This is a genomic window from Aeromonas sp. 25-248, assembly GCF_053005425.1.
In genome coordinates this window covers 1-24,930 of record NZ_JBRKTB010000005.1, presented here as the reverse complement: position 1 = coordinate 24,930, position 24,930 = coordinate 1, and the positions used below count along the sequence as shown (strand labels likewise).

Here is a 24,930-nt window from a genome sequence, read left to right as displayed (position 1 = left end):
GTCAACCTTGCATCACGACGGATCAGTCTGCTCCCGAATGCCGGGGAGTCACTGGTCGCGACCGGTGCGGCGATTACGCTTCGTCGCAGATCGGCTTGGCGAACTCCAGCGCCATGTCCCAGGGCTGTTCAATCCAGGTATCCTGCGGAATGGCGACTTCGAAGTCATCCACCAGGGGTTCGCCCATGGGCTTGGCGAAGATGGTGATGAACTTGGCTCTGGGGTAGAGCTCGCGGATCGCCTTGGCGGTGCCGCCGGTGTCCACCAGATCGTCCACCACCAGCCAGCCTTCGCCGTCACCTGCGGTGGTGGCAGCCTTCACCACCACCAGCTCGCGCTGGTTGTCGTGGTCATAGCTGGAGATGCAGAGGGTTTCGACATTGCGAATGCCAAGTTCGCGGGCCATCAGGGCCGCAGGCACCAGACCACCGCGACTGACGGCGATGATCCCTTTCCACTGGCTGACAGGCAGTTGACGACGGGCCAGACGGCGCGCTTCGCGTTGCAGGTTATCCCACGATACATAGAACTTTTTTGGCATGCTATCGATCTCAACGAGTTATAAAGCAATCACTTATGAGGCGAAACCCGGCAAAGAGACGGGTTCAGGTCAATTCTGGCACCCCGTTTCCCGAATTTTGCTTGCACTTTTTCGGCCTCGGGGCTGACGCCTCGGCGGCAAAAACGGATGCAATGCGAACAGGGATGGGGTGTAGCTGGCGGCCATCTCGGGTGGACTCCCGATCTCGGCCCGGCTGTTGGGCCGGTATGATAGCACTCTTTATGGATAAATTGAGCGGCAAACGTATGCGAAAAACAGGAAATGTCCGTCAACTTCCGCTCTGTCGCCCTTTTGGGAGGGCTCCGGCGACACCGACAGGTTAGCCGTTTGACACACACTCCATGACATTCGGGCAAAAAAATAGCAGGGGGAGGAGAGGTTCCTCACACACCTGCTGCTGTTACCTGTGACGCCTGCGAGCCTTAACGGCGGGTGGCGTAGGGATTCGGGTAGTTGAAGCCCTGGGTATAGAGAGATTGGGCAAACCAATAGGTTGAATTGCTGCCTGACATCATAAACTCCTGATTGCTTAACAAGTTACGTACCTTAATGCGGGTTCACATCCTTGAACTGACACTCGGTTCCATGGAGGCGCACTTGCTTTGCTTCGGTTCCCTGGAGGCATTGATTGTCATCCTGACAAGTGGGCTGGCCACAGCGGCTAATTTACCACCCGGCGCCGAAAAGACAATATTTTTGTGACCAGCATCACAAATTTGATGTTGTGCTGACACGAATAAGGCAGGCAGTGAAGTTCGCCATCCATGCTCCCTTTCCCAGCACAAGCAGAGCGTCATTTGCGCTGATCGCTCACATTTTTGCGTGATTGACTGTATTATCGTTATCCTCTTCCCCGGCCCGCAGAGTGGGGCCCGACATTTTCCATGCTGGTAAGGAGTCCCGACGTGGCACAGCTCAGTTCTCTGTCTCCCAAGTTGATTTGGCAATTCTTCGAGCAGATCTGCTCCATCCCCCACCCCTCCAAGCACGAAGCCCAGCTGAGCGCCTGGATCGTGGCGTGGGCCCAGGGAGAAGGCCTGGCGGTCAAGCAAGATGCCGTCGGCAACATCATCATCAAGAAACCGGCCACGCCGGGGATGGAAAACCGCAAGGCCGTGGTGCTGCAAGCCCACATCGACATGGTGCCCCAGGCCAACGCCGACACCCAGCACGACTTCACCACCGATCCCATCGATGCCTACATCGACGGCGAATGGGTCACCGCCCGTGGTACCACCCTGGGTGCCGACAACGGCATGGGCATGGCGGGTTGCCTGGCCGTGCTGGCCGACAAGACCATCAAGCACGGCCCGCTGGAAGTGCTGCTGACCACCGACGAGGAGACCGGCATGACCGGCGCCTTCGGTCTGGAAGCGGGCTGGCTGGAGGGCGAGATCCTGCTCAATACCGACTCCGAAGAGGATGGCGAGGTCTACATGGGCTGCGCCGGCGGGGTGGATGCCAATATCCGCTTCCCCCTGGAGCGGGTCGCTGCCACCGAGGGTGAAGGTTTCGAGCTGCAGGTCAAGGGCCTGCGCGGCGGCCACTCCGGGGTCGACATCCATCGCGGCCGCGGCAACGCCAACAAGCTGCTGGTCCGTCTGCTCAAGGCCGCCGAACCGCTGGGGGTGCGCCTTGGCGATCTCAGCGGCGGCACCCTGCGCAACGCCATCCCCCGCGAGGCCCGTGCCAGCCTGCTGGTGCCCGCCGCCAGCGTGGCTGACTTCAAGGCCCTGGTGGACCGCTACGCCGGCATCTATCAGAGCGAGCTGGCCGCCACCGAGGCCAACCTCACCGTGCTGCTCACCGCCCGGGAGAAACCGGCCCAGCTCATGAGCGAGTCCCTGCAAAGCCGCCTGCTGGATGCCCTGATGGCCTGCCCGAACGGGGTGATGCGCATGAGCGACGCCATCCCGGGCGTGACCGAGACCTCCACCAACCTGGGTGTCATCAAGACACTCGAGGGGGAAGTCTATGTGCAGTGCCTGATCCGCTCCCTCATCGATTCCGGTCGCGAGAACATCGAGCAGATGACCCGCTCCCTGTTCACCCTGGCCGGCGCCAGCTGCGAGTTCACCGGCGCCTACCCGGGTTGGGCCCCGAACGTCGACTCACCGGTCATGGCACTGGTGCGAAGCAGCTACCAGACCCTGTTTGGCGAGATGCCGAACGTCATGGTGATCCACGCAGGCCTCGAGTGCGGTCTGTTCAAGAGCGCCTACCCGGACTGGGACATGGTCTCCTTCGGCCCGACCATCCGTGGCGCCCATGCACCGGGGGAGAAGGTACACATCCCGGCGGTCGAGCGTTTCTGGCAACTGCTGGTTCACGTGCTGGAACATATCCCGGCCAAGTAAGCCAACTCACGACCATACCGATGCCCCGCCCCGTGCGGGGCATCTTTTTTGTGCACCCTCCTCGGCCACCTCTCTCATATCCCCGATTCCACGCGCGGCCCTGGCTTGAAATCGTATCCATGAACAGGTCTGCATTTGAAAACCTTTTCCATGATTTATGTAAATTTACAACACAAAAAGTTGATCTAGCTCACATATCCTCCTAGGATCAGAACGTGACCAAGGTCACACAACCCATGAACCACAGAGAAACGAGGTCATCATATGTTCGAGAATCTGGCAGTGCTGTTCCACCTGAAGGGTGCAACCAGCAAGAAAGGTGCTGAAGAGAAAGACACTTATGCGCCTGCAACCCGCAATTACTACTTCCGTTATGGCGCCTGATATCGCCTGTCCGGAAGTTGAAATTAGCAACGTAATAAAACTACAAAACAACTCAGCAATCCACACAGCAGCCACCCCCATCGGGGCGCTGTCCTGCCCGGGCCAGAATTCCCACGGCCAAACCTGAACTCCAACCATGAAGATGGGGCCCGCAGGCCCCATTTTTTTATCCCGTTTCCGCCTCTATTGCGCCTTCTCGGTGCCACCTTGCAGCGATGCCGGTCGCGACGTGGCGGGCGCCGGCATCATATCGCCTTTCCCAACGGCACCGCCTCCTGCACGGGTAAGGGGAAGTGGCAGGCCACCTGATGCCCCTGCCCGCCGCACGCCTCAAGGGCGGGCGAGCGGGTGCGGCACAGATCCGTTGCATGGGGGCAGCGCTGGTGAAAGTGGCAGCCACTCGGCGGCGAGATGGGGGACGGCACATCCCCCGTCAGCAGGATGCGCTGGCTGCGCCGCCGTGGATCCGGCACCGGAATGGCGGAGATGAGAGCCTGGGTATAGGGATGGCGTGGTGCCAGGTAGAGTGCCTGGGCCTCGGCCAGTTCGACGATCCGGCCCAGATACATCACCGCAATCCGGTCCGAGATGTGCTTGACCACCGACAGGTCATGGGCGATGAAGATGATGGCGAGGTTCATCTCCCGCTGCAGATTGAGCAGCAGGTTCACGATCTGGGACTGCACCGACACGTCGAGCGCCGACACCGCCTCGTCACACACCAGCAGCTTGGGCTTGAGGGCGATGGCGCGGGCGATGCCGATGCGCTGGCGCTGGCCACCAGAGAACTCATGGGGATAGCGATCCACCGCGCTGCCGGGCAAACCGACTTTCTCCAGCAGCTCCTGCACCCATGTCCGGCGCTGTTCGGCGTTGCCCTTGCCGTGGATGATGAAGGGCTCCTCCAGGATCTGCCCCACCGTGTGGCGGCTGTTGAGGGATTCTGCGGGATCCTGGAACACGATCTGCATCTCCTGACGCAGGGATCGCATCTCCTTGGGCGAGAGGTGGGTGATGTCACGCCCCTCGAAGGTGATGGAACCGGCGCTCGGCTCGAACAGCTTGAGCAACGAACGCCCCAGGGTGGACTTGCCGCATCCCGACTCTCCCACCAGGCCAAGGGTCTCCCCCTGCTTGAGATCAAAGCTGATGCCATCCACCGCGTAGACGGTGTATTGCTTGCGCAAGAAACCGCCACCCATCTTGAAATGCTGCTTTAAATTGCTTACCGACAACAAGCTGGTCATGACTTCCATCCCCGACGATTCATGGCAGCAGACGACCTGGTCGCCTTCCCGCCGCCAGGCTGCCCTGCGACACCCCGTAACACCAGACCGTTCATAGGCTCACCTCCTTCCAGTGGTGGCAGGCCACCCCATGGCGTTCGCTCAACTGCTCGGTCACCGGTATGGTCTCCACGCAAAGGGGCGTGGCATGGGGGCAGCGGTTGGAGAAACGGCACCCCGCCGGCATTTCGTGCAGGGCGGGCACCTGACCCTTGATGGTCTTGAGCAGGCTCTTTGGCACATCTTCCAGACGCGGGATCGAGGCCATCAGACCATGAGTATAGGGATGGCGCGGGTGGTCAAACAGTTCATAGATATCGGCCCGCTCCACCGCACGCCCGGCATACATCACCACCACCTCGTCGCACAGCTCCGCCACCACCCCGAGATCGTGGGTGATGAAGATGATGGCCATGCCGGTCTGGGCTTGCAGCTCCTTCATCAGATCCAGGATCTGGGCCTGGATGGTCACATCGAGCGCCGTGGTCGGCTCGTCGCAGATGAGCAGGGCAGGTTCGCAGACCAGCGCCATGGCGATCATCACCCGCTGGCGCATGCCGCCGGAAAGATTGTGGGGATAAGCCGCGAAACGCTGGGCAGGCTCGGGGATCCCCACCTTCTGCAACATGGCGATGGCGGCGTCACGGCGCTGGGCCTTGCTGTAATCGGGGCGGTGGAGGCGAAACACCTCCATCAGCTGATCGCCAACCGTCTGCACCGGGTTGAGGGCCGTCATGGGCTCCTGAAAGATCATGGAGATACGGTTGCCGCGCACCTTGTACATCTGCTCCGGCGGCAGATTGAGCAGCTCCTCCCCCTGAAAGCGGATGGAGCCAGCCACCACCTGACCGTGGGGCCTTGGCAGCAACCCCATGATGGCCAGCGAGGTGACGCTCTTGCCGCAGCCGGACTCGCCGACTATCCCCAGGGTCTTGCCCGGGGCGACCTGGAAGCTGACCCCGTCGAGCACCTTGATCTTGCCGTCGTCGACGGCGAACTCCACCTCGAGATCCCGCACCTCGAGGATGGGGGATAGAGACTGCCCCTCATGATCTCTGGTGCCGGGGGCGGTGGCCTGTGTGTTGGGCATGACTGCTGCTCCCTTCTGGGCCACATCAATGGTGTGCATAGGTCTTGTCGATCAGGGTGATGGGGGCCAGCGCCTTGCCGTCAGCCTTGGCCTTCTGGGTCTCCTCCTTCACCTTGGGATCGATCCAGAGCAGGCCGCCACTGCTGTGGGGGTAGCCATCCATGGGCCAGTAGAGCAGATCCGGGGTGTTGCGGGTGGCGGGCACCTCCGGCAACATCACATAGCGCCAGCTGCTGGCTCGCACGTAGTTGAGCTGGACGCCGGGCACGAAGATGGCGAGATCATAGATGCGCTGCTGGATCTGGTGGGAAAGCGCGGCCCGCTTGTCCATGTCGAACTCGACGTTGTAGGCGTCGATCAGGCTGTCGAGCGCTTTGTCAGCCACGTTGAACAGGTTGTTGGTCTGGGGCTTGTTGGCGTTGTCGGAGTGGAAGGACTCCCAGTATTGCGGATAGAGACCGCCGCCCCCCCAGCCAAGCCAGGCCGCCTCGTGTTTCTTCTCCAGCATCACCTTGAAGCCGGTGGCGCCATCCACCAGATTGAGCTCCAGATCCAGGCCCGCCTTCTTGGCCTCTTCCTTGAGCACGGTCAGCCGCTTGGAGTGCTCCTGGCTGGTGTAGGTGAGGGCCAGGGTGAGCCGCTCTCCCTTGTCGTTTTGCAGGATGCCGTCCGGTCCCTGCTTGCCGTAACCGCCCTTGGCGAAGTACTCCCGTGCCTTGGCGATGTCGTAGGCCCGCTCTGGCAGCGCGATGTCGGTGAAGGCCCCGAAGCCAGACCCGAAGGTGGTAGCGCGGTCATAGTCGCCGTGCAGCACCGTCTCTATCATCTTGTCGATGTTGAAGGCGTGCTGGATACCGAGCCGCACGTTGAGATCCGCCAGCTTGGGATTGGCCACGTTGAGGTGAACCCCCTGCCCCCCCTGCTTGGTGTCGGTCATGGCCATCACCTTCTGCACGTATCCCTGCTTGTACTCCGGGGTGACCGCCTTCTCATGCCACCAGTTGGGCAGGATCATCTCGAAGGTGTCCAGCTCTCCCTTGAGGAAGTGGCGGAACGCGATGTTGTGGTCGCGGATCACCTGCACCTTGATGGTGTCGAGGTTGAACCTGTGCTGGTTGTAGCGATCGTCTTTTGCCCACCACTCCTTCTGCTTGCTGAAGGTGACGGACTTGCCCTTCTTCACGTCGCTCATCACGTAGGGGCCCGTGGTGGGTACCACGGCCCAGTTGTACTGCTTCACCCAGTTCGGGCCCATCTTGTAGTAGTGCTTGGGCTGGGGCCACAGCTCGGTGGTGTTGAGGAGATCGAGCTTGGCCTTGCGGCTGCCCGCCTTGACCAGGATGGTGTGGTCGTCAATCTTCTCCACCGCCACCACCTCGGTGGTGTAGTAGTTGTTGAACCAGGGGCCCTTGATGTCCTTGGAGCGCATCATCTCGTAGCCAAAGGTGTAGTCATCGGCGGTGACCGGCTTGCCGTCGGACCACTTGGCGCGCGGGTCGAGCCTGAAATAGACGGTCTGGCTGTCCGGCGCGATGGCCCAGGCATTCGCCAGGGCCGGAATGGGGTTGCCCGTGTTGGGATGGAAGCTGATGAGCCTCATCTGGTTGTCGAGGATGAAGGAGCGGAACGAGCCGTTGGAATCCGGCCCCACGGTGCGAAACGTCAGCGGGAAGCTGTCGACGAAGAGATTGAGGTTGCCGCCGGGCAGCGCCTTGGGAGAGGCGAACACGGGGTCGGTGTCGTTGGTCTCCCACGTCAGATCCGCGGGCAGACTGGCCGCCCACACCCAGGATCCGTTCAACAGCAGAAAGAGAGCACCTGTCCATTTGATTTTATTGTTCATGTTTGACTTCCTGGTCATGCCCCTGCACTGGGGGCGTCTTCATTAAGGGTCCTGTCGATGTGCCCTGGCAAGGCGCCACCGCTCACTGATAACGGGTAAATTTGCGCGGATCGAACGCCTCCCGGATGGCCTCCCCGATGAAGGAGACCATGATGAGCACCAGGCTCACCGCCGCCACCACCGAACTCACGATCCAGATGGCGTCGAGGTTGTTGATCCCTTGGGAGAGCAGTTCCCCCCAGCTCGGGGTCGGCGGCGCCAGGCCAAAGCCCAGGTAGTCCAGCGCCGTCAGGGTGGAGATGTTGCCCACCACGGCAAACGGGGCCAGGGTGACGATCATCATCAGGGTATTGGGCAGAATGTGGTTGAAGATGATGCGCCGGGTGCTCGCCCCCTGGGCCCGCGCCGCCATCACGTAGTCCCGCGCCCTCTCCTTGTAGGTGAGGGTGCGCATGTACCAGGTGATCCCCATCCAGCCGAACAGCACGTTGATGCCGACGAACAGGCCGAAGTTCGGCTTGGCCAGGGAGACCAGGATCATGATGACGTAGAGGAAGGGCACCTGGGACCAGATCTCGATGAAACGCTGCATCAGGAGATCGAACCGACCGCCGAGGAACCCCATCATGCAGCCGATGCTGACCCCGATGACATAGCTCGCCACCAGCGCGATGAAGGCAAAGCCGATGGCGATGCGAAAGCCGTAGACCAGCCGTGCCAATACGTCGCGACCGCTGGTGTCGGTGCCGAGGAAGTGGCGCTCCACCAGGCTCGGGGCATAGGGCGGATAGGCCTCCTCCTTGAAGTCCTGCTCATAGGGGTTCCAGGGGACCAGGGGCAGCAACACCCAGTCCCCCTTCCCTTCCTTCGCAAATTGGCTCTTGAGCTGGCGGTAGTTGGTCTCGTACTCGTAGTCGAGCCCGAAGTGCTGGCCCGGGATCACATCCCCATAGGTGGGGAAATAGAGCTCCCCCTGATAGCTCACCGCCAGGGCCCGGCTGTTGACCAGCAATTCCGCCAGCAGAGAGATGACCACCAGGACCGAAAAGATGACAAAGGAGTAGTAGCCGCGCTTTATCGACTTGAAGCGCTTGAGTTTTTTCAGAGTTACCGGATTCAGGTTCATGCTCACTCTCCAAACCGCACGCGAGGATCGACCAGGGCAACGCAGATGTCGGAGACAATGTTGCCCACCAGCATCAGCATGGAGGTGATGGCCAGAATACCCATGACGGTGGGGTAATCCCGCTCGACAATGGCCTCGTAACCGAGCAGGCCGATGCCGTCGATGTTGAAGATGGTCTCGATGAGGAAGGAGCCCCCGAAGAAGACGGTGAGCACAGACCCCAGGTGACTCGCGATGGGGATCAGGCTGTTGCGCATGGCGTGATCGGTCACCGCCTTGCGAAACGGCAACCCCTTGGCCACGGCGGTGCGCACATAATCCGCCGACAGGTTCTCCATCAGGCTGTTCTTCATGGTCATGGTGAGGATGGCGAAATCCCCGATGGCGTAGGCGATGAGGGGCAGCAGGGCGTGGGCGAAGACGGTGCGGATCTGATCCCAGCTGCTCTCCATCCCGTCAAACTCGTCCCCCGGGAAGCCCCCCATGGGCAGCCACTCCAGATGGAACGCAAAGACGGTGATGAGGAAGATCCCCACCACGTAGGCGGGCAGCGCATAGGCCATGTAGATGAGCATGGAGCTCAGGGAATCGAAGCGGCTGTTGTGCCTGAGCGCCTTGGCCACCCCGAGCGGGATGGAGACGGCATAACTCAGCAGAAAGGTGGCGAGCCCGAAGAAGGCGGTCACCGGCAACCTCTCCTTGATGAGATCCCACACCGGCTCGTAATAACGGGTCGACTCCCCGAGATCCAGCACCGCCAGCTTCTGCAACCAATCCCAGTAGGCGACCAGCATGGGCTTGTCGAGGCCGTAGAACGCCTTGAGCTCTTCAATCTGTTCGTCGGAGAGTGCCTGCGCCCCCTTGCTGCCACTGGAGCGGCCGGACTCGTTTTGCGAGACCTGCGCCTGCAGCAGCATGCGCTCGACCGGGCCGCCCGGCACGAAGCGGGTGATGGTGAAGACGAGCAGGGTGATACCGAGAAACGTCGGGATGATCAAAAGCATCCGACGTAGGAAATACGACAGCATGGTGGAACCTCGTCCTTGTTGTTCTTTTATGGCCAGTCACATCCGGTGACGGGCCTATCCTTACCTGGCATTACTCACTGAATTGACTGGCATTGGCAGACAATCCGGCTCGGTCACTGTAAAAGCTCTGCAACAAAAATCAAGTAGAACCCTGTCTGCGACCAGGAATGTCCCCCCGCAGCATATCCCGCGGATGATTTTTTCCAAAAAAACCAACTTCAATATAAAAAACTGCTACGCCTACCCGTCCAACTCGATTTTAATTATTAAAAATTTAATTACACAGGTGTTTTAATCCATATCAAACAGAATAAAATCAACAAGTTAAGGATAAGTCTGACTGCTTTCTTATTTACCTATAGAAGAAGAGGGATAGCTGCCCACACCATCCGTTCCCCGGAAAACGCTCTCGCCATAAAAGCAGATGAAAATACTGCAAAAAACCATTTTCTCGATATCGACACCGGAGTGACAAGCGACTTATCGATAAGTTCAAAAATAATCAATAAAATTGTAAAAATCGAACTTAACAACATCTTTACATAAGTTGACGCAACATTTGTGGAATAAAACGCCAAAAATATTCCATCAAATGCACATTCCCATCTAATTCCCTCTACTGCCCCCATCCCCGCCGCTCCATTTGACGTCCATCACCAAACCTTGATAAGCCTTACGCACCGCTCCAACGAGGGCGGTAATGGAAGCAAACAATAAACAATCAGGAAGGATACTAGCGATGCTTAGGAAAAGCAGACTCTCTGCTGCCATAGCGTTTGCCTTGGCGAGCGCGGCAGTTGTGGCCACCCCTGTCCTGGCCGAAGAGGGCCAGAACGTAGAAAAACTGCAAAAAATCAAGGTCACCGGCTCGCGGATCTCCCGGGTCGATGTGGAAGGCGCCACCCCGGTCGTCTCCGTGACCAAGGCGAAAATCGAGCAATCCGGTCAGCAGACCGTCGCCGATTACCTCAAGCAAGCCTCCTACAACTCCTTTGGCGGCGTCTCCCCTGCCTCCGGCAGCTCCTTCCAGTCCCAATCCACCGTCGGCCTGCGCGGCCTGGGTTCCGAGCGTACCCTGGTTCTGCTGAACGGCAAGCGGGTAGCGGGTTCCCCCACCATGGGCGGCACCTCCATCAACCTCAACACCATCCCCATGGCCGCCGTTGAGCGGGTCGAGGTCAACCTGGACGGCGGCTCCGCCATCTATGGTTCCGACGCCATCGGTGGCGTGATCAACGTGGTGCTCAAAGAGGGCTACGAAGGGCTGGACTTCCAGGGCCGCATCGGCTCCCCGAGCGAAGAGGGCGGCGACGAGAAGAGCGGCTCCATCGTGGCAGGGGTGGCCGGCGAGAAGGGCTCCCTGATGGCGGTCTACGAGCACGACAAGAAGGACGTCATCTACGCCCGGGATCGTGACTATCTCTCCAAACAGGGCAACGACTCTCCCAGCCCCTACGGCCGCAACGTGGAAGGGATCACGGGTCTTGACGGCAACGGCGACCCCATCTGGAAATACGGCCCCCTGGCCGGCGCCACCAATGCCGACGGTTCATGCAAGGAGCCCTTCGTCGGGTTCGAGGGCGGCTGTAACTTCAACTACGGCCAGGTCGCGGCCACCACGGCCTCCCGCAGCCGTGACACCCTGTACGTGAACGGTCGCTACCACATCAACGACAACGTGGACTTCGTGCCGCAGATCATCGGCTCCCGAGTCGAAAGTTTTGGCCGCTTCGCCCCGGCCGCCGGTGCCTTCACCATTGACCCGGCCAACCCGAAGAACGCCCAGTTCTTCGCCGACAACGGCCTGGATGCCGCCGCCACCCAGGGTCTGGGTGAGGCTGCCTACGCCTACTACCGCTTCAGCAACGTCGGTCCCCGTGACAACTATGTCACCGACACCACCGGCAGCATGAACCTCGGCTTCGAAGGCACCATCGCCACCGAAAGCGTCGGCGACATGCAGTGGAACGCCGGCTACATGTACTCCAAGACCGACAACAAGGAGAACGGCACCGGTTACGTGCTGAAGTCCGCCGCCCAGCAGGCGGTCGCCGACGGCAAGTTCGTCGGTGGCGAGTTCGACGCCTCCACCACGGCCTCCATGGCCGCCGACACCAGCCGCCGCTCCACCATGGACTTCTACCAGTGGTACGCAGGTGTCCAGTGGGACATGGGTGAACTGCCGGCCGGTCCGGTCAGCTGGTACGCCGGTGCCGAGTACAACGACTGGGTCTATGCCGACAAATACGACGCCCAGTCCGAAGCCGGCAACATCATCGGCTCCTCCGGCAACTCCTCCGGTGGCGTGCGTGACGTGACTGCCGCCTACATCGAGTCCCTGGTGCCCATCACCGAGCAGATCGAGCTGAACGTGGCCGGTCGCTTCGACAAGTACAGCGACTTCGGCAGCGCCTTCTCCCCCAAGGCGAGCCTGCGTTACCAGCCGCTGGACAACCTGATGCTGCGCACCTCCTGGTCCCGTTCGTTCCGCGCCCCCAGCCTGAGCGATCTCTACTCGGCTGACTCCTTCTCTGCCGACTGGGCGAAGGATTACGTCTACTGCGAGGCCAACGGCATCTCCGCGGCTGACTGCCCGAACCGCCAGTACGACACCACCCGTACCTCCAACGAGGACCTGAAGGAAGAGACCGCGGACACCTGGAACTTCGGGGTGGCCTACAGCCCGGTGGATGACCTGAACCTCTCCCTGGACTACTACACCATCAAGATCGAGGACGTGATCCAGCTGAACTCCCTGCAGTCTCTCATCTATGACGAACTGAACAGCGGCAGCTCCAGCAGCATCACCCGCAACAGCCAGGGCAAGATCAGCAACGCCATCGCACCCATGGTCAACCTGGGGACCCTCGAGACCTCCGGCCTCGACCTGAAGGTGGATTACACCTACGACCTGAACTACGCCACCGTGCGTTATGACCTGGGCGGTACCTACATCCTGAAATACAAGGAAGGTCTGTACGCCGGTGGTCCCATCATCGACAAGATCGGCCAGAACGGTCTGCCCCAGATGCGCTTTAGCTCCGGTGTGGGTGTCAACGTTCCCCAATGGTGGAACATGGATACCTACCTGAGCGCGAACTACATCGACTCCCAGAGCCAGGATTACATCGCCGATACCGGTGAGGAAGTGGGCCACATCGCGTCCCAGACCACCTGGAACCTGAACGTCGGCGTGGAAGCGCCCTGGAACGGCAAGATCCAGGTCGGCGTGAAGAACATGTTCAACGTGGGCCCGTCCCTCGAGAGCGATGGCTTCACCTATGACGACGAGCTCTACAGCATCGACGGTCGCATCTACTACCTCGACTACAGCCAGAAGTTCTAATCCACCAGCAAACCACAAGCCGGCCCGCTCGGGCCGGCTTTGCCCAAGGTCCCAAGGAAGTTACGGAGATAGGGTAATCCTATGAAAACAAGGACAACTACAATGAAGAAAGCGCTCCTCGGCAGCCTGATTTCGGCTGCCTTGCTGACCAGCTTCAATCTGAGTGCCGCCTCTGCCAGCCAGGCCGTGGACGCTCAAGCCGCCACCGACAATGCATCCAAAGTTTCCCAGCAGAAGATCGACAGCTACGCCGAGTCTGCCGAGTCTGCCCTGGCCCAGTACAAGGCCGCCCTGCGCCAGGTGGACAGCCTGCGCACCTACAACGAGCAAGTGGGCAAGATGGTCGACTCCCAGAGTGCCGAACTCGCCTCCATGCAAAAGCAGATCGCCCAGATCGACCAGACCAGCACCGAAGTGGTGCCCCTGATGCTCAAGATGATCGACTCCCTCGAGCAGTTCGTCTCCCTGGACCTGCCGTTCCAGAAGGTGGAGCGTGAGGACCGCGTGGCGGCCCTGACCGATCTCATGAACCGGGCCGATGTCACCATCTCCGAGAAGTACCGCAAGATCCTCGAGGCCTACCAGATCGAGGAGGGCTTCAGCCGCACCATCGAAGCCTACAAGGCGAGCCTGGACAAGGATGGGGACGAGAAGACCTACGAGTTCCTGCGGGTCGGGCGCATCGCCCTGCTCTACCAGTCCCCGGATGGCAACGAGACCGGCATGTGGAACAAGAAGACCCGCCAGTGGGAAGTACTGCCCCAGGAGTATCGCAGTGCGGTTGAACAAGGCCTTCGCATCGCGAAGAAGCAGGCGCCCCCCGCCCTCATCAAGCTGCCGGTTCAAACTGCGGAGAAAGCATCATGAAAGGAATCAAACTTGCCATCGCCTCGCTGATCGCGGGCGCTACCCTGGTCACCCTGCCGGTGACCGCCGCCGAGAAGCCGGTGGATCTCAACGCCCTGCTCAATCAGGTCAAGGCCGCCAGCACCAGCGAATCCCAGCTCAACAAGGAGCGGGAAGCCCGCTTCCTGGCTGACAAGAACGAACAAGGGGCCCTGCTCGCCAAGGCCAAGGCGGATCTCGCCGCCGAAGTCGCCAGGGGCGAAAAGCTCAAGGCCACCTTCGATGCAAACGACAAGCAGCTCACCGAGCTGACCGAAACCCTGCGCCAGCGCTCCGGCAACATGGGCGAGATGTTTGGCGTGCTGCGCCAGTTCGCCGGCGAGTTCAAGGGGATCTTCAACGCCTCTGCCCGCCGGGTCGAGCATCCGGAGCAGACCGCCCTGCTGACCCGCCTGGCCGAGAGCAAGGAGCTGCCCTCCAGCGATGACCTGACCGCCTTCTGGACCACCACCCTCAGCCGCATGGTCGACGGTGGCAAGGTGAGCCAGATCCCGGCCACCGTGGTCTATGGCGAGGGCAACCAGGCCCAGAAGACCGTGACCCAGATCGGCGAGTTCAACACCGTCTCCGAAGGCAAGTACCTCACCTTCGTGCCGGAGACCGGCAAGTTCGAGCAGCTGCCCCGCCAACCCGACAAAGGGGTGCTGGAACCCATCGCCGACTTTGAACAGGGTGGCGGCGGCGTCAAGCCGATCTTCGTCGACCCGTCCCGCGGCGTGATCCTCTCCCTGCTGGTGCAGTCGCCGACCCTGAAGGAGCGGATCGACCAGGGTGGTGAAGTGGGCTATGTCATCATGGTGCTCGGCGTGCTAGGTACCCTGCTGGCCCTGTTCTGCGGCGCTCGCCTCTCCCTCATCGGCGGATCCATGCGCAAGCAGCTCAAATCCGATCAGATCATCAAGGGCAATCCCATCGGCGAGATGCTGGGGGCCTACCAGAGCCATCGTGGCGACAACATCGAGGATCTGGAGTCCAAGCTCGACGAGATCATCCTGCGCAACGTGCCCAAGTTCGAGAAGGGCATCAGCATCATCAAGCTGATCGCCTCGGTCGCGCCGCTGCTGGGTCTGCTGGGTACCGTGGTCGGGATGATCGCCACCTTCCAGGCCATCACCCTGTTCGGTACCGGCGATCCCAAGCTGATGGCGGGCGGTATCTCCGAAGCCCTGGTCACCACCATGCAGGGTCTGGTGGTCGCCGTGCCCATGCTGTTCCTCTACACCATCGTGCAGACCCAGAGCCGTCGTCTGATCCAGGTGCTGGAAGAGCAGAGCGCCGGTTTCGTCGCCCGCTACCAGGAACGTCTGCACGCCGCCAAAGCCGCAGCCTAAGGAGTCACCCATGTGGTTCTGGTTGATTGAAGAAGTCGAGTCGGTCCGCCGGTTTCTGGGATTGGGGGGCGACGTGCTGGTCGCCCTGTTCTTCCTGACCCTGATGATGTGGGCCCTGCTGCTGGAGCGCTGGTTCTACTTCATGGCGGTCTATCCCCAGCAGGTGAAGCAGACCAAGGCTACTTGGCTGGCCCGCAGCGATCACCTCTCCTGGTCCGCCAGGCAGATCCGCCGCGAGCTGGTCTCGCGGGTGGCCATGGCGGTGGACAAGGGGATGCCGGTCATCAAGGTGCTGATCGCCCTCTGCCCGCTGATGGGGCTGCTCGGGACCGTGGTGGGCATGGTACAGGTGTTCGACACCCTGGCCATTACCGGCACCGGCTCACCGCGGGCGATGGCCTCGGGGATCTCCAAGGCGACGGTACCGACCATGGCGGGCATGATTGCCGCCCTTTCCGGCCTGTTTTTTGTCAACCAGCTCGATCACAAGGCCAAGTTGGCGGTGCAGAAGCTGGAAGATAACCTGAAACACGGCTGATGCAGGATGCACATCCCCGGCCGGGCCATGCCCGCCGGGGCACAGAACAAGCAAGGAGTTTTTTGCCATGAGAAAACGTCACAGCGACAGCGGTGCTGACGAGGCGGCCATCGATTTGACCCCCATGCTGGACATCGTGTTCATCATGCTGATCTTCTTCATCGTCACCACCTCGTTCGTCAAGGAGTCCGGCGTGGAGATCAACCGCCCGAGCGCCAGCACGGCCGAGACGGTGAAGAAGGGGAACATCATGGTCGCGGTCCGCGAGAACGGTCAGGTCTGGGTCGACAAACGGGTCGTCGAAGTGGGTGCCGTGCGCGCCAACATCGAGCGGCTGCGGGCGGAGAACCCGGAGAGCGCCGTGGTGATTCAGGCCGATACCGAGTCCCGTTCCGGGCTGGTGGTGCAGGTCATGGACCAGATCCGCATGGCCGGTGTCCAGAACATCTCCATCGCGGCAAGCAAGAGCAGCTGATGCCGGAGCGAGCCCTATGAGATACCTGATATCGTTGGCGGTCTCCTGCGTGGTGGTGTTCTTCCTGTTTCTGGGAATGAACAAGCTCATCACGCCGGATCACCGGGAGCTGACGGAGCGGGAGGACGTCACCATGACCGACTTCATCCGCCTCAAGCCTCAGGAGACCCTGCAAGAGAAACAACGGGAACTGCCCAAGCCGCCGCCCCCGAACCGCCCGCCTCCCCCGCCCGAGATGGAGGTGGCGAGCACGGACAGGCCGCAGATGGAGAGCTCCCCCATGGACATGCCCAAACTCGACATCCCGGTCAACATCGGTGGCGGCAACGCCCTCGGTGCCTACAGCACCGGCGGCGGTGGCGGCGGCATGGGTGGCAACAACGGCGCCATCCCGATGGCGACCTTCGAGCCCATGATGCCCCGCAAGGCGGCCCTGGCCGGTCTCGCGTCCGGCAAGGTGCTGGTGGAGTTCACCGTCACCGAGCGCGGTACCGTGAGCAACATCCGCATCGTCAAGGAAGAGCCCCGCAGCTATGACCTCGGCAAGGCGGCGCGCCAGACCATCGCCAAGTGGACCTTCAAGCCGGCCATGGTGGACGGCAAGCCGCAGGCCAGTCGCATGCAGCAAGAGATCGAGTTTGCGACCAACTAAGGAGGGTGGCGATGAAAAAGTTACATACCCTGATCCTCGCCCCGGTGGCCATGGCGGTGCTGCTCAGCACCGCCACCTGGGCCGCCGAACAACCCGCCCTGTCTGACCGCGCCTACCGCGCGGTCAACAAGGCCCAGGCGTTGATCACCGAGAAGAAATACGGCGAGGCCAATGCCAAGCTGCAGGAGGCGCTGTCCGGCGCCGGCGAGCGGGTCTACGACAAGGGGGTCATTTTGCAGACCCTGGGCTTCGTGGCGGCGCAGCAGGAGAAGTACGGTCAGGCGACCAAGTACTTCGCCGACGCCATCGCCACCGGCGGCCTGCCGCCCCCGGTGGCCCAGCAGGTGCGCTACAACCTGGCCCAGCTCTACATGGCGGAGGGGAACTTCAAGGGTTCCATCAACACCATGAAGGAGTGGTTCGCAAACCTCGGCAAGGACGAGAAGCCGACCCCGCACGCCTACATCACCCTGGCCAACGCCCATGTGCAGCTCAAGCAGTACCGGGAAGCCATTCCGGCAGTGGACAACGCGATCAAGCTCTCCGCAGGCAAGGCGCCGGAGTCCTGGTACCTGCTGAAGATGGCGGCCCACTACGAGCTGAAACAGTACAAGCCGGCCACCGAGGTGCTGACCGCCCTGGTGGACCGCTACCCGGAGAAGAAGAAGTACTGGACCCAGCTCTCGGCCATGCACATGCAGGCGGGCAACGATGCCAAGGCCCTGGCGGCACTGGAAGGGGCCTACAACCTCGGCATGCTGACCGAAGCCAACGAGTTGCAGCGGCTCGCCAACTACCTCGCCTTCGCCGGCATTCCCCACCGCGCCGCCCGTGTGATGGAGAAAGCCATGAAGGAGGGGCAGATCGAGAGCACCGCGGCCAACTACAAGACGCTGGCCAACTACTGGCATCAGGCCAAGGAGCTGGACCCGGCCATCGACACCCTGGCCAAGTCCTACAAGCTGGCCCCCAATGCCGAGCTGCAGCTCAAGATGGCGCGCATGATGATCCAGAGCAAGCGCTACCAGGATCTGGTGGCCTTCGCCGCCAAACCTGCCGCCAACGCCAGCGGCGAGCAGCGGGCGGACCTGAAGTTCCTGACCGGGGTCGCCTATTTTGAGCAGCAAAAGCCCAAGGAGGCGCTCTCCGCCTTCACTCAGGCCGCCCAGAACGGCAACGTCAGTGGTCGCGCTTCCCCCTGGATCAGCTTCTTGAAAGAGCAGCAGGGCGGCGCCGTCACCCAATAAAGCTGCGCGGCCCGGCTGGCGGGGCGGGGATCTCCCCGACTCGGCATCCGGGCCGCGACACATCGACAAGGGGGTCACCCCGCAGATTGCCTTGGTGGCAATTGGCCGCTCTTCGGAGCGGTCTTTTTTATGGTCACTCCCCTGCCCTTTTCCCCCTCCTTCTCCTGATACAAGGCACAAAAAAATCCGGAGCCTGGGCTCCGGATTGGATCGTTGCGTTGGGAGGGGGCAACCCCTTCAACAGGTCATCAGTCACTGCACACCAGCTTCCAGCTGCCGTCGCCCGCTCTGAGCTCGCGGCTGGTACAGCAGCCGGGACAACTCAGTAGTTGCACATCAGCTTCCAGCTGCCGTCGCCCACTCTGAGTTCGCTGCTGGTACAGCAGCCGGGACAACTCAGTAGCTGCACACCAGCTTCCAGCTGCCATCGCCCGCCTTGGGCTCGCTGCTGGTCCACCAGTTGGCCTGCCACACCGCCTTGCCGTTGGTCATGCGGTCGTTGCCATTGGCGTGATCCCCGCGCGGCCAGGTCGGATAGGCATTGTAGTCCGCCGGGTTGACGTTCTGGCTGGCACAGGTGGTGCCACCGCTGCCGCCGTCACCACCGCCACTGCTGCCCAGCACCGCCTCGGCCAGGGCCGGGAAGTCGGACTTCAGGCCTATGGTCTGGCTGCCGGCAATCAGGCGCATGCCACTCGGCACGCCGGCGGCCGGCAGGTAGTAGGTCATGGCCACTTCCACGTCGGTGCCCGGCGTCCAGGCTTTCCAGGCCGGCAGCGTCAGAGCCACCTTGTGGAAGTCCTTCTCATTGGCGATGCCGTCCGAGTTCTGGTTGCCACCGCTCTCCACCACTTTCAGCCCCATGCCGCTCTGGTCGGTGATGGTGTCTGAGGTGGAGGTGGGGACCAGGAACTCGATGCGGGTGCCGCCCGGAATGGTCTGGGTCGACTTGTTGGTGAGCTTGAGGGTCGGGTTGATCGGGTAGTTGGAGTCCCCTTCCTTGAAGCCGGAGAGGCTCACGCCGATGTCGAGCTGGGCGGCCGGAGCCGGCAGATCATTCTGCTTCAGGGCAGCCTTGTCGGCCTTGCTGAACTTCTCGTAGGCGAGGCTGGTGAGGGTGCTGCCCATCACGTACTCGTTCTTGGCCGCGTCGAAGTCATAGTCCCCCGCCATCTCCCAGAACATGACGCCCCCCAGGCCCCGCTTGACGATGTAGTCGAGCTTGTGACCCATGGACTCTTCATCTTCGGTGGAGAGGAACACCTTCTTCTGCTCGTTCCAGAGCCAGGGCGCATGGGCCTTGTCGTCGTAGTAACGCACATACTGGCCTTGCATCACGTGGGCCGGGTTGTTGGGATCCAGACCCCAGGCCTGGCCGTAGCTCGGCAGGGTGGTGATGCCGAGGCTGGCCGCGTGCTCCAGGTTCTTGGCATGCCACATGGGCACGGCGCCACCGCCAATCTCCTTGCCGTTCTTGTCAAGGTCATGCCAGATGTTGTCGATGCCCACCGCCCCGTTGCCGCACGGAATGGTGCTGCCACCGGTGCCCGGCTGGCAATCGCTCTGGCTCGGCAGCGCCGCCTTGCCACCCAGACCGTGGGTGCCACCGGTGACCCCCTGCCAGCCACGGGTGTAATAGGGCACCCCTATGTTGATCTTGCCCGCCGCCATGGCACCACGGAAGTAGTGGGCCGCCCAGGCGGAGTTGAGATAGCCGATGCCGCCAAACTGGGCCTGGGTGTAGACACCCCACTGGGACAACTCGGGATCCGCCTTGTTGTCGAACAGGGCGGCGTTGTGACCGACGAAGTGGTTCCAGGCACCGTGGAAGTCATAGGTCATCAGGTTGACGTAGTCGAGGTACTGGGTGACCTGGAAGTTCTCCATGCCGCGCAGCAGGTAGGCCGAGGCCGGCGAGGCGATGGTCAGCATGTACTTGCGACCGTCCTCGGTGCCGGCGCTGTCGAGCTTGTTGCGCAGGGTCTTCATCAGCACTTCATAGTTCGCAAAGAGCTTGCCGCGACACTGGTTGGAGAGCGGGAAATCGTTGGGGTTGCCCGCATCCTTCATGGAGGTGGGGTACTCGTAGTCGATATCCACCCCATCGAAGCCGTACTGGCGGATGAAGCCCACGGCCGAGTCGGCAAAGGCGTTGATGCCGGCGGTGTTGACCGAGCAGTCGCCCTTGGTGGTGGCGGCGTAGAAGCCGCGGGTATCGGCCCAGCCCCCGACGGAGATGAGGGTCTTCACGTCCGGGTACTGCTTCTTGTACTTGGACAGCAGGTTGAAGTGACCCTTGTAGGCAAACTCCGGATCCATCTCGGCGCCCGGCACCCCGTTCCAGGTCAGCTTGGTGGCGGCGTCATCCACCTTGATGGTGTGACTCTGCTCGTCCACCGCCGCGAAGGCGTAGTTGATGTGGGTGATCTTGTCCCAGGGAATGTCGCTCACCAGGTAGGCGGGCAAGCCGTTCTTGCCGGTGCGCCAGGAGGTGAAATACCCGATGACGCGGCGGCCGTGGTCATCCCCCATGCACTCGCTGCCGTCGGCGCGGTAGATCTGGCGCACGTCGCAGGAGAGGTTGCCGCCGGTGGGGGGCAGGGCCGCCTCTTCCACCTGCACGTCCACCTGGGCCGACTCGCCAGAGAGGTTGGTCTTGTCGGTCGCCACCAGCTTGAGGCCGGTCAGCCCCTTGTTCTGGGGCGTCCAGCTCAGTTGCCAGGGGGCGCTGGTGTCCTCGCCCACCTTCTGGCCATTCACGAAGAGCTCGACCTTGGCGACGTCGTCATTGGCGTCGGTGACATTGCCGCTCACGGTGAGGGCGCGGCCCAGGGTCACCCTGGCACCGGCGGCCGGGCTTGCGATGCTCACCCTGGGCGCCTCTGGCGCCACCACGGCGGCGACCTTGAAGCTCGAATCCGCCTCGCTCAGCACCTTGCCGTCTTTATCCAGCGCCCGGGCCTTGAGGGCGTGATTGCCCGCACCGGCGGCAGACCAGCTGGCACTCCAGGGAGAAGCCGTGGCGGTGGCGACCAGGGTGCCGTCGATGAGGTATTCCACTCGGGCGAGCGCCGTGACCGGGCCGCTCAACGTCACCGCCAGGGCCACACTGGCCCCCTCGCTGACGCTGGCACCCACGGCGGGGGAGCCGATGGCGACGACCAGGGACGGTGGCGGCACCTCGCCACCATACAGCTTCCAGGCATCGGCCCAGACCACACCCACCCCGGGGGCATAGTGATAGGGGGACGCGCCGCACCAACCGGAGTAAGGGAATTCCTTGCATTCATAGAGGGCGCCTGCGTTGCTGACGATGTCGCCAGCCTTGTAGGCGGTGCCGGCCTGATAGGCGGGGTAAGCGGCCTGCGCCCAGGCAGGGACGGCCGCAAGGGCGACCAGCATGGCAAGCCTGCTGGGCCTCAAGATCTGTTGCATATTGTTATCTTCCTTGTTTTGTCTTGGCTTCAATACCGGGAAAAGCGCAACCGCAACAGGGAACAAGGGAGCGACAACAGGCCATGGACGGGCCACAAACCCTCAAGTCACCCTGGGTAACCCCGCTGTCTGGCCCGGATGGGACAGATCGGAGGCTTTGCGTCCCGGCATCACTGCCGGTTTGCCCTTTGCCTGGGTTCCGTGAGGAACGGCTCGAGTATAGGAAGCAAGTGACCACTGCTCAATCTTTATTCTCGAAGGAAAATATGTGAATGCTGGCCGCCTCACACTTTTCGCTCCCACCTGATGACAAATAGATCATCAATATCAAACTGTTAGCCACGTCAAAAAATGGCAGATGGGCTCCTTTGTCTCCTCATAATGTGCGTTGGTTCACTGGTCAGAGCTGCCAGAAATGTGACAATGCGCGCCCTTGGCCACGATGCCAAGGCTATGGAAACACTGGCAAAAATAAAAAAAGGAATACCCATGAAAGGAACACCTACCCTGCTGTCGCTGGCCGTGGGGCTCGCGCTCGCGTCCCCGTCTCTCTACGCCGCCGGCTTCAGTTGCCCGGCCGACAGTGCCCTCACCCCCATCCCCGCCATCCAGGGCAGCGGCGACAAGAGCCCCCTCGTCCCGGACGATCAGTTCGAAAGCGCCCAGAGCGTCTCGGTCAAGGCGGTGGTCTCGGGTCTGGGGGAAAGCCTCAACAAGGGCTTCTACCTGCTGGATGTGCAGGGGGACGGCAACCCCGAGACGTCGGACGGCATTTTCGTCTACCTCAACGACAAGAACTTCGCCAGCAAGTACCCGGACATCCAGCCGGGCGCCCTGGTCTGTCTGGAGGCCAAGGTCGAGGAGTATTACGGCCACACCCAGCTCAAGCCCCTGTTTGACGGCAGCACGCCGCGCCTGACGACCCTGGCCCAGGGCGCCGCCCCGGCCGCCACGGCGCTGCGGGTACTGGAGGGGGAAACCCTGGCCCGGGCCCTGGAGCGTCACGAAGGGATGCGGGTACGCCTTGACGCCGACAGCGCCCTCAAGATCAGCCGCAACTTCAGCTACGACTATGCCGCCCGGCGCAACAACCTGGTGCTCGCTCACGGCGCCCCGCTGATGAAGCCGACCCAGCTCCATGTGGCAAGCAGCCCCGAGGCCGTGGCGCTGGCCGAGGCCAACGCCAGCAACCGCGTCTTCCTCGAGTCGGACGTCAAGGCGGGGGACGGCAAGCTCCCCTGGCTGCCCGCCTGGGAGCCGGAGCAGGGTTACCTGCGCATCGGCGATGCCCCGGTCAATCTGGAGGCCATGGTCGGCTACAGCTACAACGAGTACCGCCTGATCGTGCCCCGGGATCAGACCATCACCGCGGGGGATCTGCTGCGCACCAGCGACAACGATCGCCAGAGCGCCCCAGCCCGTCTGGATGGCACTGACCTTCGCATCGGCAGCTTCAACGTGCTCAACTACTTCACCAGCCACTCCAGCGTGGGGGGCGCCCTCAACGTGCTCTGCGCGGATCAGGCGGATGCGGACAGCGCCAAGGGCTGCAACCGCGGCGCCAAGAGCCTGGAGGAGTTCCAGTTGCAGCGCGCCAAGATCGTCAACGCCATCACCGAGATGGACGCCGACCTGCTCGGCCTGATGGAGATGGAGAACAACGGCTTTGACGAGCACGCCGCCCTCCACGATCTGGTGGAGAGCCTCAACGCCAGGCAGAAGGAGGCGAGCAAGCACTACGCCTTCGTCACCCTGCCCAAGGCCCTGCTCACGGAGGATCGCTTCTTTGGCGGCGACGCCATCATGGTGGCCATGATCTACCGCCCCGCCCTGCTCACCCCGAGCGGGGATGCCGACGTCATCCCCCTGCCCCAGCAGCGCTACACCACGGGTGGCGTCACCAAGAGCGCCGGTCAGCGGGACTCCCTGGTCCAGCGCTTCACCGTGGCGGGCAGCGACGCCCCCCTGACCCTGGTGGTCAACCACCTCAAGTCCAAGGGGTCGGGCTGCTATGAGAACGGGGATGGCAAGACGGAGCCTGCGGATCTGCAGGGCAAATGCACCGAGTTTCGGGTGAGCGCCGCCAAGGTGCTGGGGGAGGCGGTGAGCAAGATGCCGGGCCAGGTGCTGCTGGTGGGGGACTTCAACTCCTACGCCAAGGAGGATCCCATCCGGGTGCTGACCGACTATGCGCCGGTCGCGGGGGAGCGCCAGATCCGCTCCGCCTCCCACACCTACATCGGCGACAAGCCCTATGAACAGATGGGCCAGACGGTGGCCAAGGGTTACGGCCTGGTGGATCTGAACGTCAAGTTCAACCAGGAGAAGGCCATCTCCTACAGCTACGAGGCCGAGCTCGGCACCCTGGACTACGCCCTCGCCAACCCGGCGCTGGCTGACAAGGTGGTGGCGGTGGCCGACTGGCACATCAACTCCTTCGAGAGCAACCTGTTCGAATATGGCAGCGCCTACACCGGCGATCTCATCAAGTCGGACAACCCCTTCAGCGCCTCGGACCACGACCCCGTCATCGTCGACCTCAAGCTCAAGGAAGCGAGCAAGGGGGGTGGCGGCGCCATGGGCGCCCTGCTGCTGGCCCTGTTGCCGCTCGCCTGGCGGCGTCGTCGCTAAGACGCGGCATCTTCGATGCCAGGTGCAAAGCCCGCGATGATCGCGGGCTTTTTTTGTGCCAGGGCCATTTGAAAAACAAATGCAAAGGGCCACATCATGGGATGAATAAATACCCTGTTGCCCCACCTCACCCCTTTCCCGAGGGGCTGGCACCCTGCCGACGGGGAAACCCGGTGCTGACACCAGGGGCCGGATAGCGTATCCCGCAGGCTGCCGAACGAACCAACCGCCGCACGGCAGAGGATGGCATCGCGCAGCCCGCGCCATGGCCATGGCGGCATCGGCGCCAATCCCCACCCTCCCCCCCGTCAGCGGCGGCCAGGGCCGCTGACGCCCTCGCGGACAGGGTGAAGCACCATCGCAGGCTGCCGAACGAGCCAACCGCCACGCGGCAGAGGATGGCATCGTGCAGCCCGCGCCATGGCCATGGCGGCATCGGCGCCAATCCCCCCCCCTCACCCCCGTCAGCGGCGGCCAGGGCCGCTGATGCCTTCGCGGACAGGGTGAAGCGCCATTTGCCAGACAAATGCAAAGGGCGAGATCATGGGAAATCCAAATGACAGGCAAACAAAAAGGCCACCGCGATGCGGTGGCCTTGGTGCTTTCTTGCGAAAGATGGTGGAGCTACGCGGGATCGAACCGCGGACCTCTTGCATGCCATGCAAGCGCTCTCCCAGCTGAGCTATAACCCCA

The 24,930-nt window shown here is 62.1% G+C and carries 16 protein-coding genes, 1 tRNA gene and 1 riboswitch; of the genes, 9 read left to right on the top strand and 8 right to left on the bottom strand.

Annotated elements, in window-relative coordinates:
* Positions 1 to 73: 73 nt before the first annotated feature.
* A complete protein-coding gene (gpt, locus tag ACVDHI_RS09355) occupies positions 74 to 541 on the bottom strand; it encodes a xanthine phosphoribosyltransferase (protein ID WP_039040347.1) in 468 nt (155 codons plus the stop codon).
* A gap of 926 nt (positions 542 to 1,467) precedes the next feature.
* On the opposite strand from gpt, the gene ACVDHI_RS09350 reads away from it, so the two are divergent.
* Complete coding sequence (locus tag ACVDHI_RS09350) at positions 1,468 to 2,919, top strand: aminoacyl-histidine dipeptidase (protein WP_039040348.1); 1,452 nt, start codon at positions 1,468 to 1,470, stop codon at positions 2,917 to 2,919.
* A 629-nt stretch (positions 2,920 to 3,548) separates the two neighbouring features.
* On the opposite strand, the gene ACVDHI_RS09345 is transcribed toward ACVDHI_RS09350, so the two are convergent.
* The 5 genes from ACVDHI_RS09345 to ACVDHI_RS09325 all read right to left on the bottom strand — a co-directional run bounded on the left by ACVDHI_RS09345 (position 3,549) and on the right by ACVDHI_RS09325 (position 9,676).
* Entirely contained in the window at positions 3,549 to 4,550 is a 1,002-nt protein-coding gene (locus ACVDHI_RS09345) for an ABC transporter ATP-binding protein (protein ID WP_039040364.1), read from the bottom strand.
* 91 nt (positions 4,551 to 4,641) lie between these two features.
* Positions 4,642 to 5,679 (bottom strand): ABC transporter ATP-binding protein, encoded by a 1,038-nt coding sequence (locus ACVDHI_RS09340; RefSeq protein WP_447212019.1) that lies wholly within the window; start codon positions 5,677 to 5,679, stop codon positions 4,642 to 4,644.
* Positions 5,680 to 5,704: 25 nt separating this feature from the next.
* Complete coding sequence (locus tag ACVDHI_RS09335; protein WP_039040350.1) at positions 5,705 to 7,522, bottom strand: extracellular solute-binding protein; 1,818 nt, start codon at positions 7,520 to 7,522, stop codon at positions 5,705 to 5,707.
* A gap of 82 nt (positions 7,523 to 7,604) precedes the next feature.
* Entirely contained in the window at positions 7,605 to 8,648 is a 1,044-nt protein-coding gene (locus tag ACVDHI_RS09330; RefSeq protein WP_042865049.1) for an ABC transporter permease, read from the bottom strand.
* Between the two features lie 2 nt (positions 8,649 to 8,650).
* Entirely contained in the window at positions 8,651 to 9,676 is a 1,026-nt protein-coding gene (locus tag ACVDHI_RS09325; protein ID WP_010675471.1) for an ABC transporter permease subunit, read from the bottom strand.
* A gap of 739 nt (positions 9,677 to 10,415) precedes the next feature.
* On the opposite strand from ACVDHI_RS09325, the gene ACVDHI_RS09320 reads away from it, so the two are divergent.
* The 7 genes from ACVDHI_RS09320 to ACVDHI_RS09290 all read left to right on the top strand — a co-directional run bounded on the left by ACVDHI_RS09320 (position 10,416) and on the right by ACVDHI_RS09290 (position 18,171).
* A complete protein-coding gene (locus ACVDHI_RS09320; RefSeq protein WP_324062805.1) occupies positions 10,416 to 13,022 on the top strand; it encodes a TonB-dependent receptor plug domain-containing protein in 2,607 nt (868 codons plus the stop codon).
* 102 nt (positions 13,023 to 13,124) lie between these two features.
* Positions 13,125 to 13,889 (top strand): DUF3450 domain-containing protein, encoded by a 765-nt coding sequence (locus tag ACVDHI_RS09315; protein WP_041212457.1) that lies wholly within the window; start codon positions 13,125 to 13,127, stop codon positions 13,887 to 13,889.
* Positions 13,886 to 15,259, top strand: coding sequence for a MotA/TolQ/ExbB proton channel family protein (locus tag ACVDHI_RS09310; RefSeq protein ID WP_223955720.1), 1,374 nt, complete (start codon positions 13,886 to 13,888; stop codon positions 15,257 to 15,259). Before ACVDHI_RS09315 ends, ACVDHI_RS09310 begins: the two co-directional genes overlap by 4 nt.
* Before the next feature lie 10 nt (positions 15,260 to 15,269).
* A complete protein-coding gene (locus tag ACVDHI_RS09305; protein ID WP_324062801.1) occupies positions 15,270 to 15,797 on the top strand; it encodes a MotA/TolQ/ExbB proton channel family protein in 528 nt (175 codons plus the stop codon).
* A gap of 67 nt (positions 15,798 to 15,864) precedes the next feature.
* On the top strand, positions 15,865 to 16,272 hold the full coding sequence (locus tag ACVDHI_RS09300; protein ID WP_005327075.1) for an ExbD/TolR family protein: 408 nt from the start codon (positions 15,865 to 15,867) through the stop codon (positions 16,270 to 16,272).
* 16 nt (positions 16,273 to 16,288) lie between these two features.
* A complete protein-coding gene (locus ACVDHI_RS09295) occupies positions 16,289 to 16,924 on the top strand; it encodes an energy transducer TonB (protein WP_039040356.1) in 636 nt (211 codons plus the stop codon).
* A gap of 11 nt (positions 16,925 to 16,935) precedes the next feature.
* Positions 16,936 to 18,171, top strand: coding sequence for a tetratricopeptide repeat protein (locus ACVDHI_RS09290; protein WP_042014300.1), 1,236 nt, complete (start codon positions 16,936 to 16,938; stop codon positions 18,169 to 18,171).
* Between the two features lie 396 nt (positions 18,172 to 18,567).
* Here the strand turns inward: ACVDHI_RS09290 and ACVDHI_RS09285 are convergent, their stop codons facing one another.
* Complete coding sequence (locus ACVDHI_RS09285) at positions 18,568 to 21,606, bottom strand: glycosyl hydrolase family 18 protein (protein ID WP_447212018.1); 3,039 nt, start codon at positions 21,604 to 21,606, stop codon at positions 18,568 to 18,570.
* 112 nt (positions 21,607 to 21,718) lie between these two features.
* A riboswitch (cyclic di-GMP riboswitch) is annotated at positions 21,719 to 21,802 on the bottom strand.
* A gap of 293 nt (positions 21,803 to 22,095) precedes the next feature.
* On the opposite strand from ACVDHI_RS09285, the gene ACVDHI_RS09280 reads away from it, so the two are divergent.
* Entirely contained in the window at positions 22,096 to 24,237 is a 2,142-nt protein-coding gene (locus ACVDHI_RS09280) for an ExeM/NucH family extracellular endonuclease (RefSeq protein WP_103858182.1), read from the top strand.
* A 616-nt stretch (positions 24,238 to 24,853) separates the two neighbouring features.
* On the opposite strand, the gene ACVDHI_RS09275 is transcribed toward ACVDHI_RS09280, so the two are convergent.
* A tRNA-Ala gene (locus ACVDHI_RS09275) sits at positions 24,854 to 24,929 on the bottom strand.
* Position 24,930 lies beyond the last annotated feature (1 nt).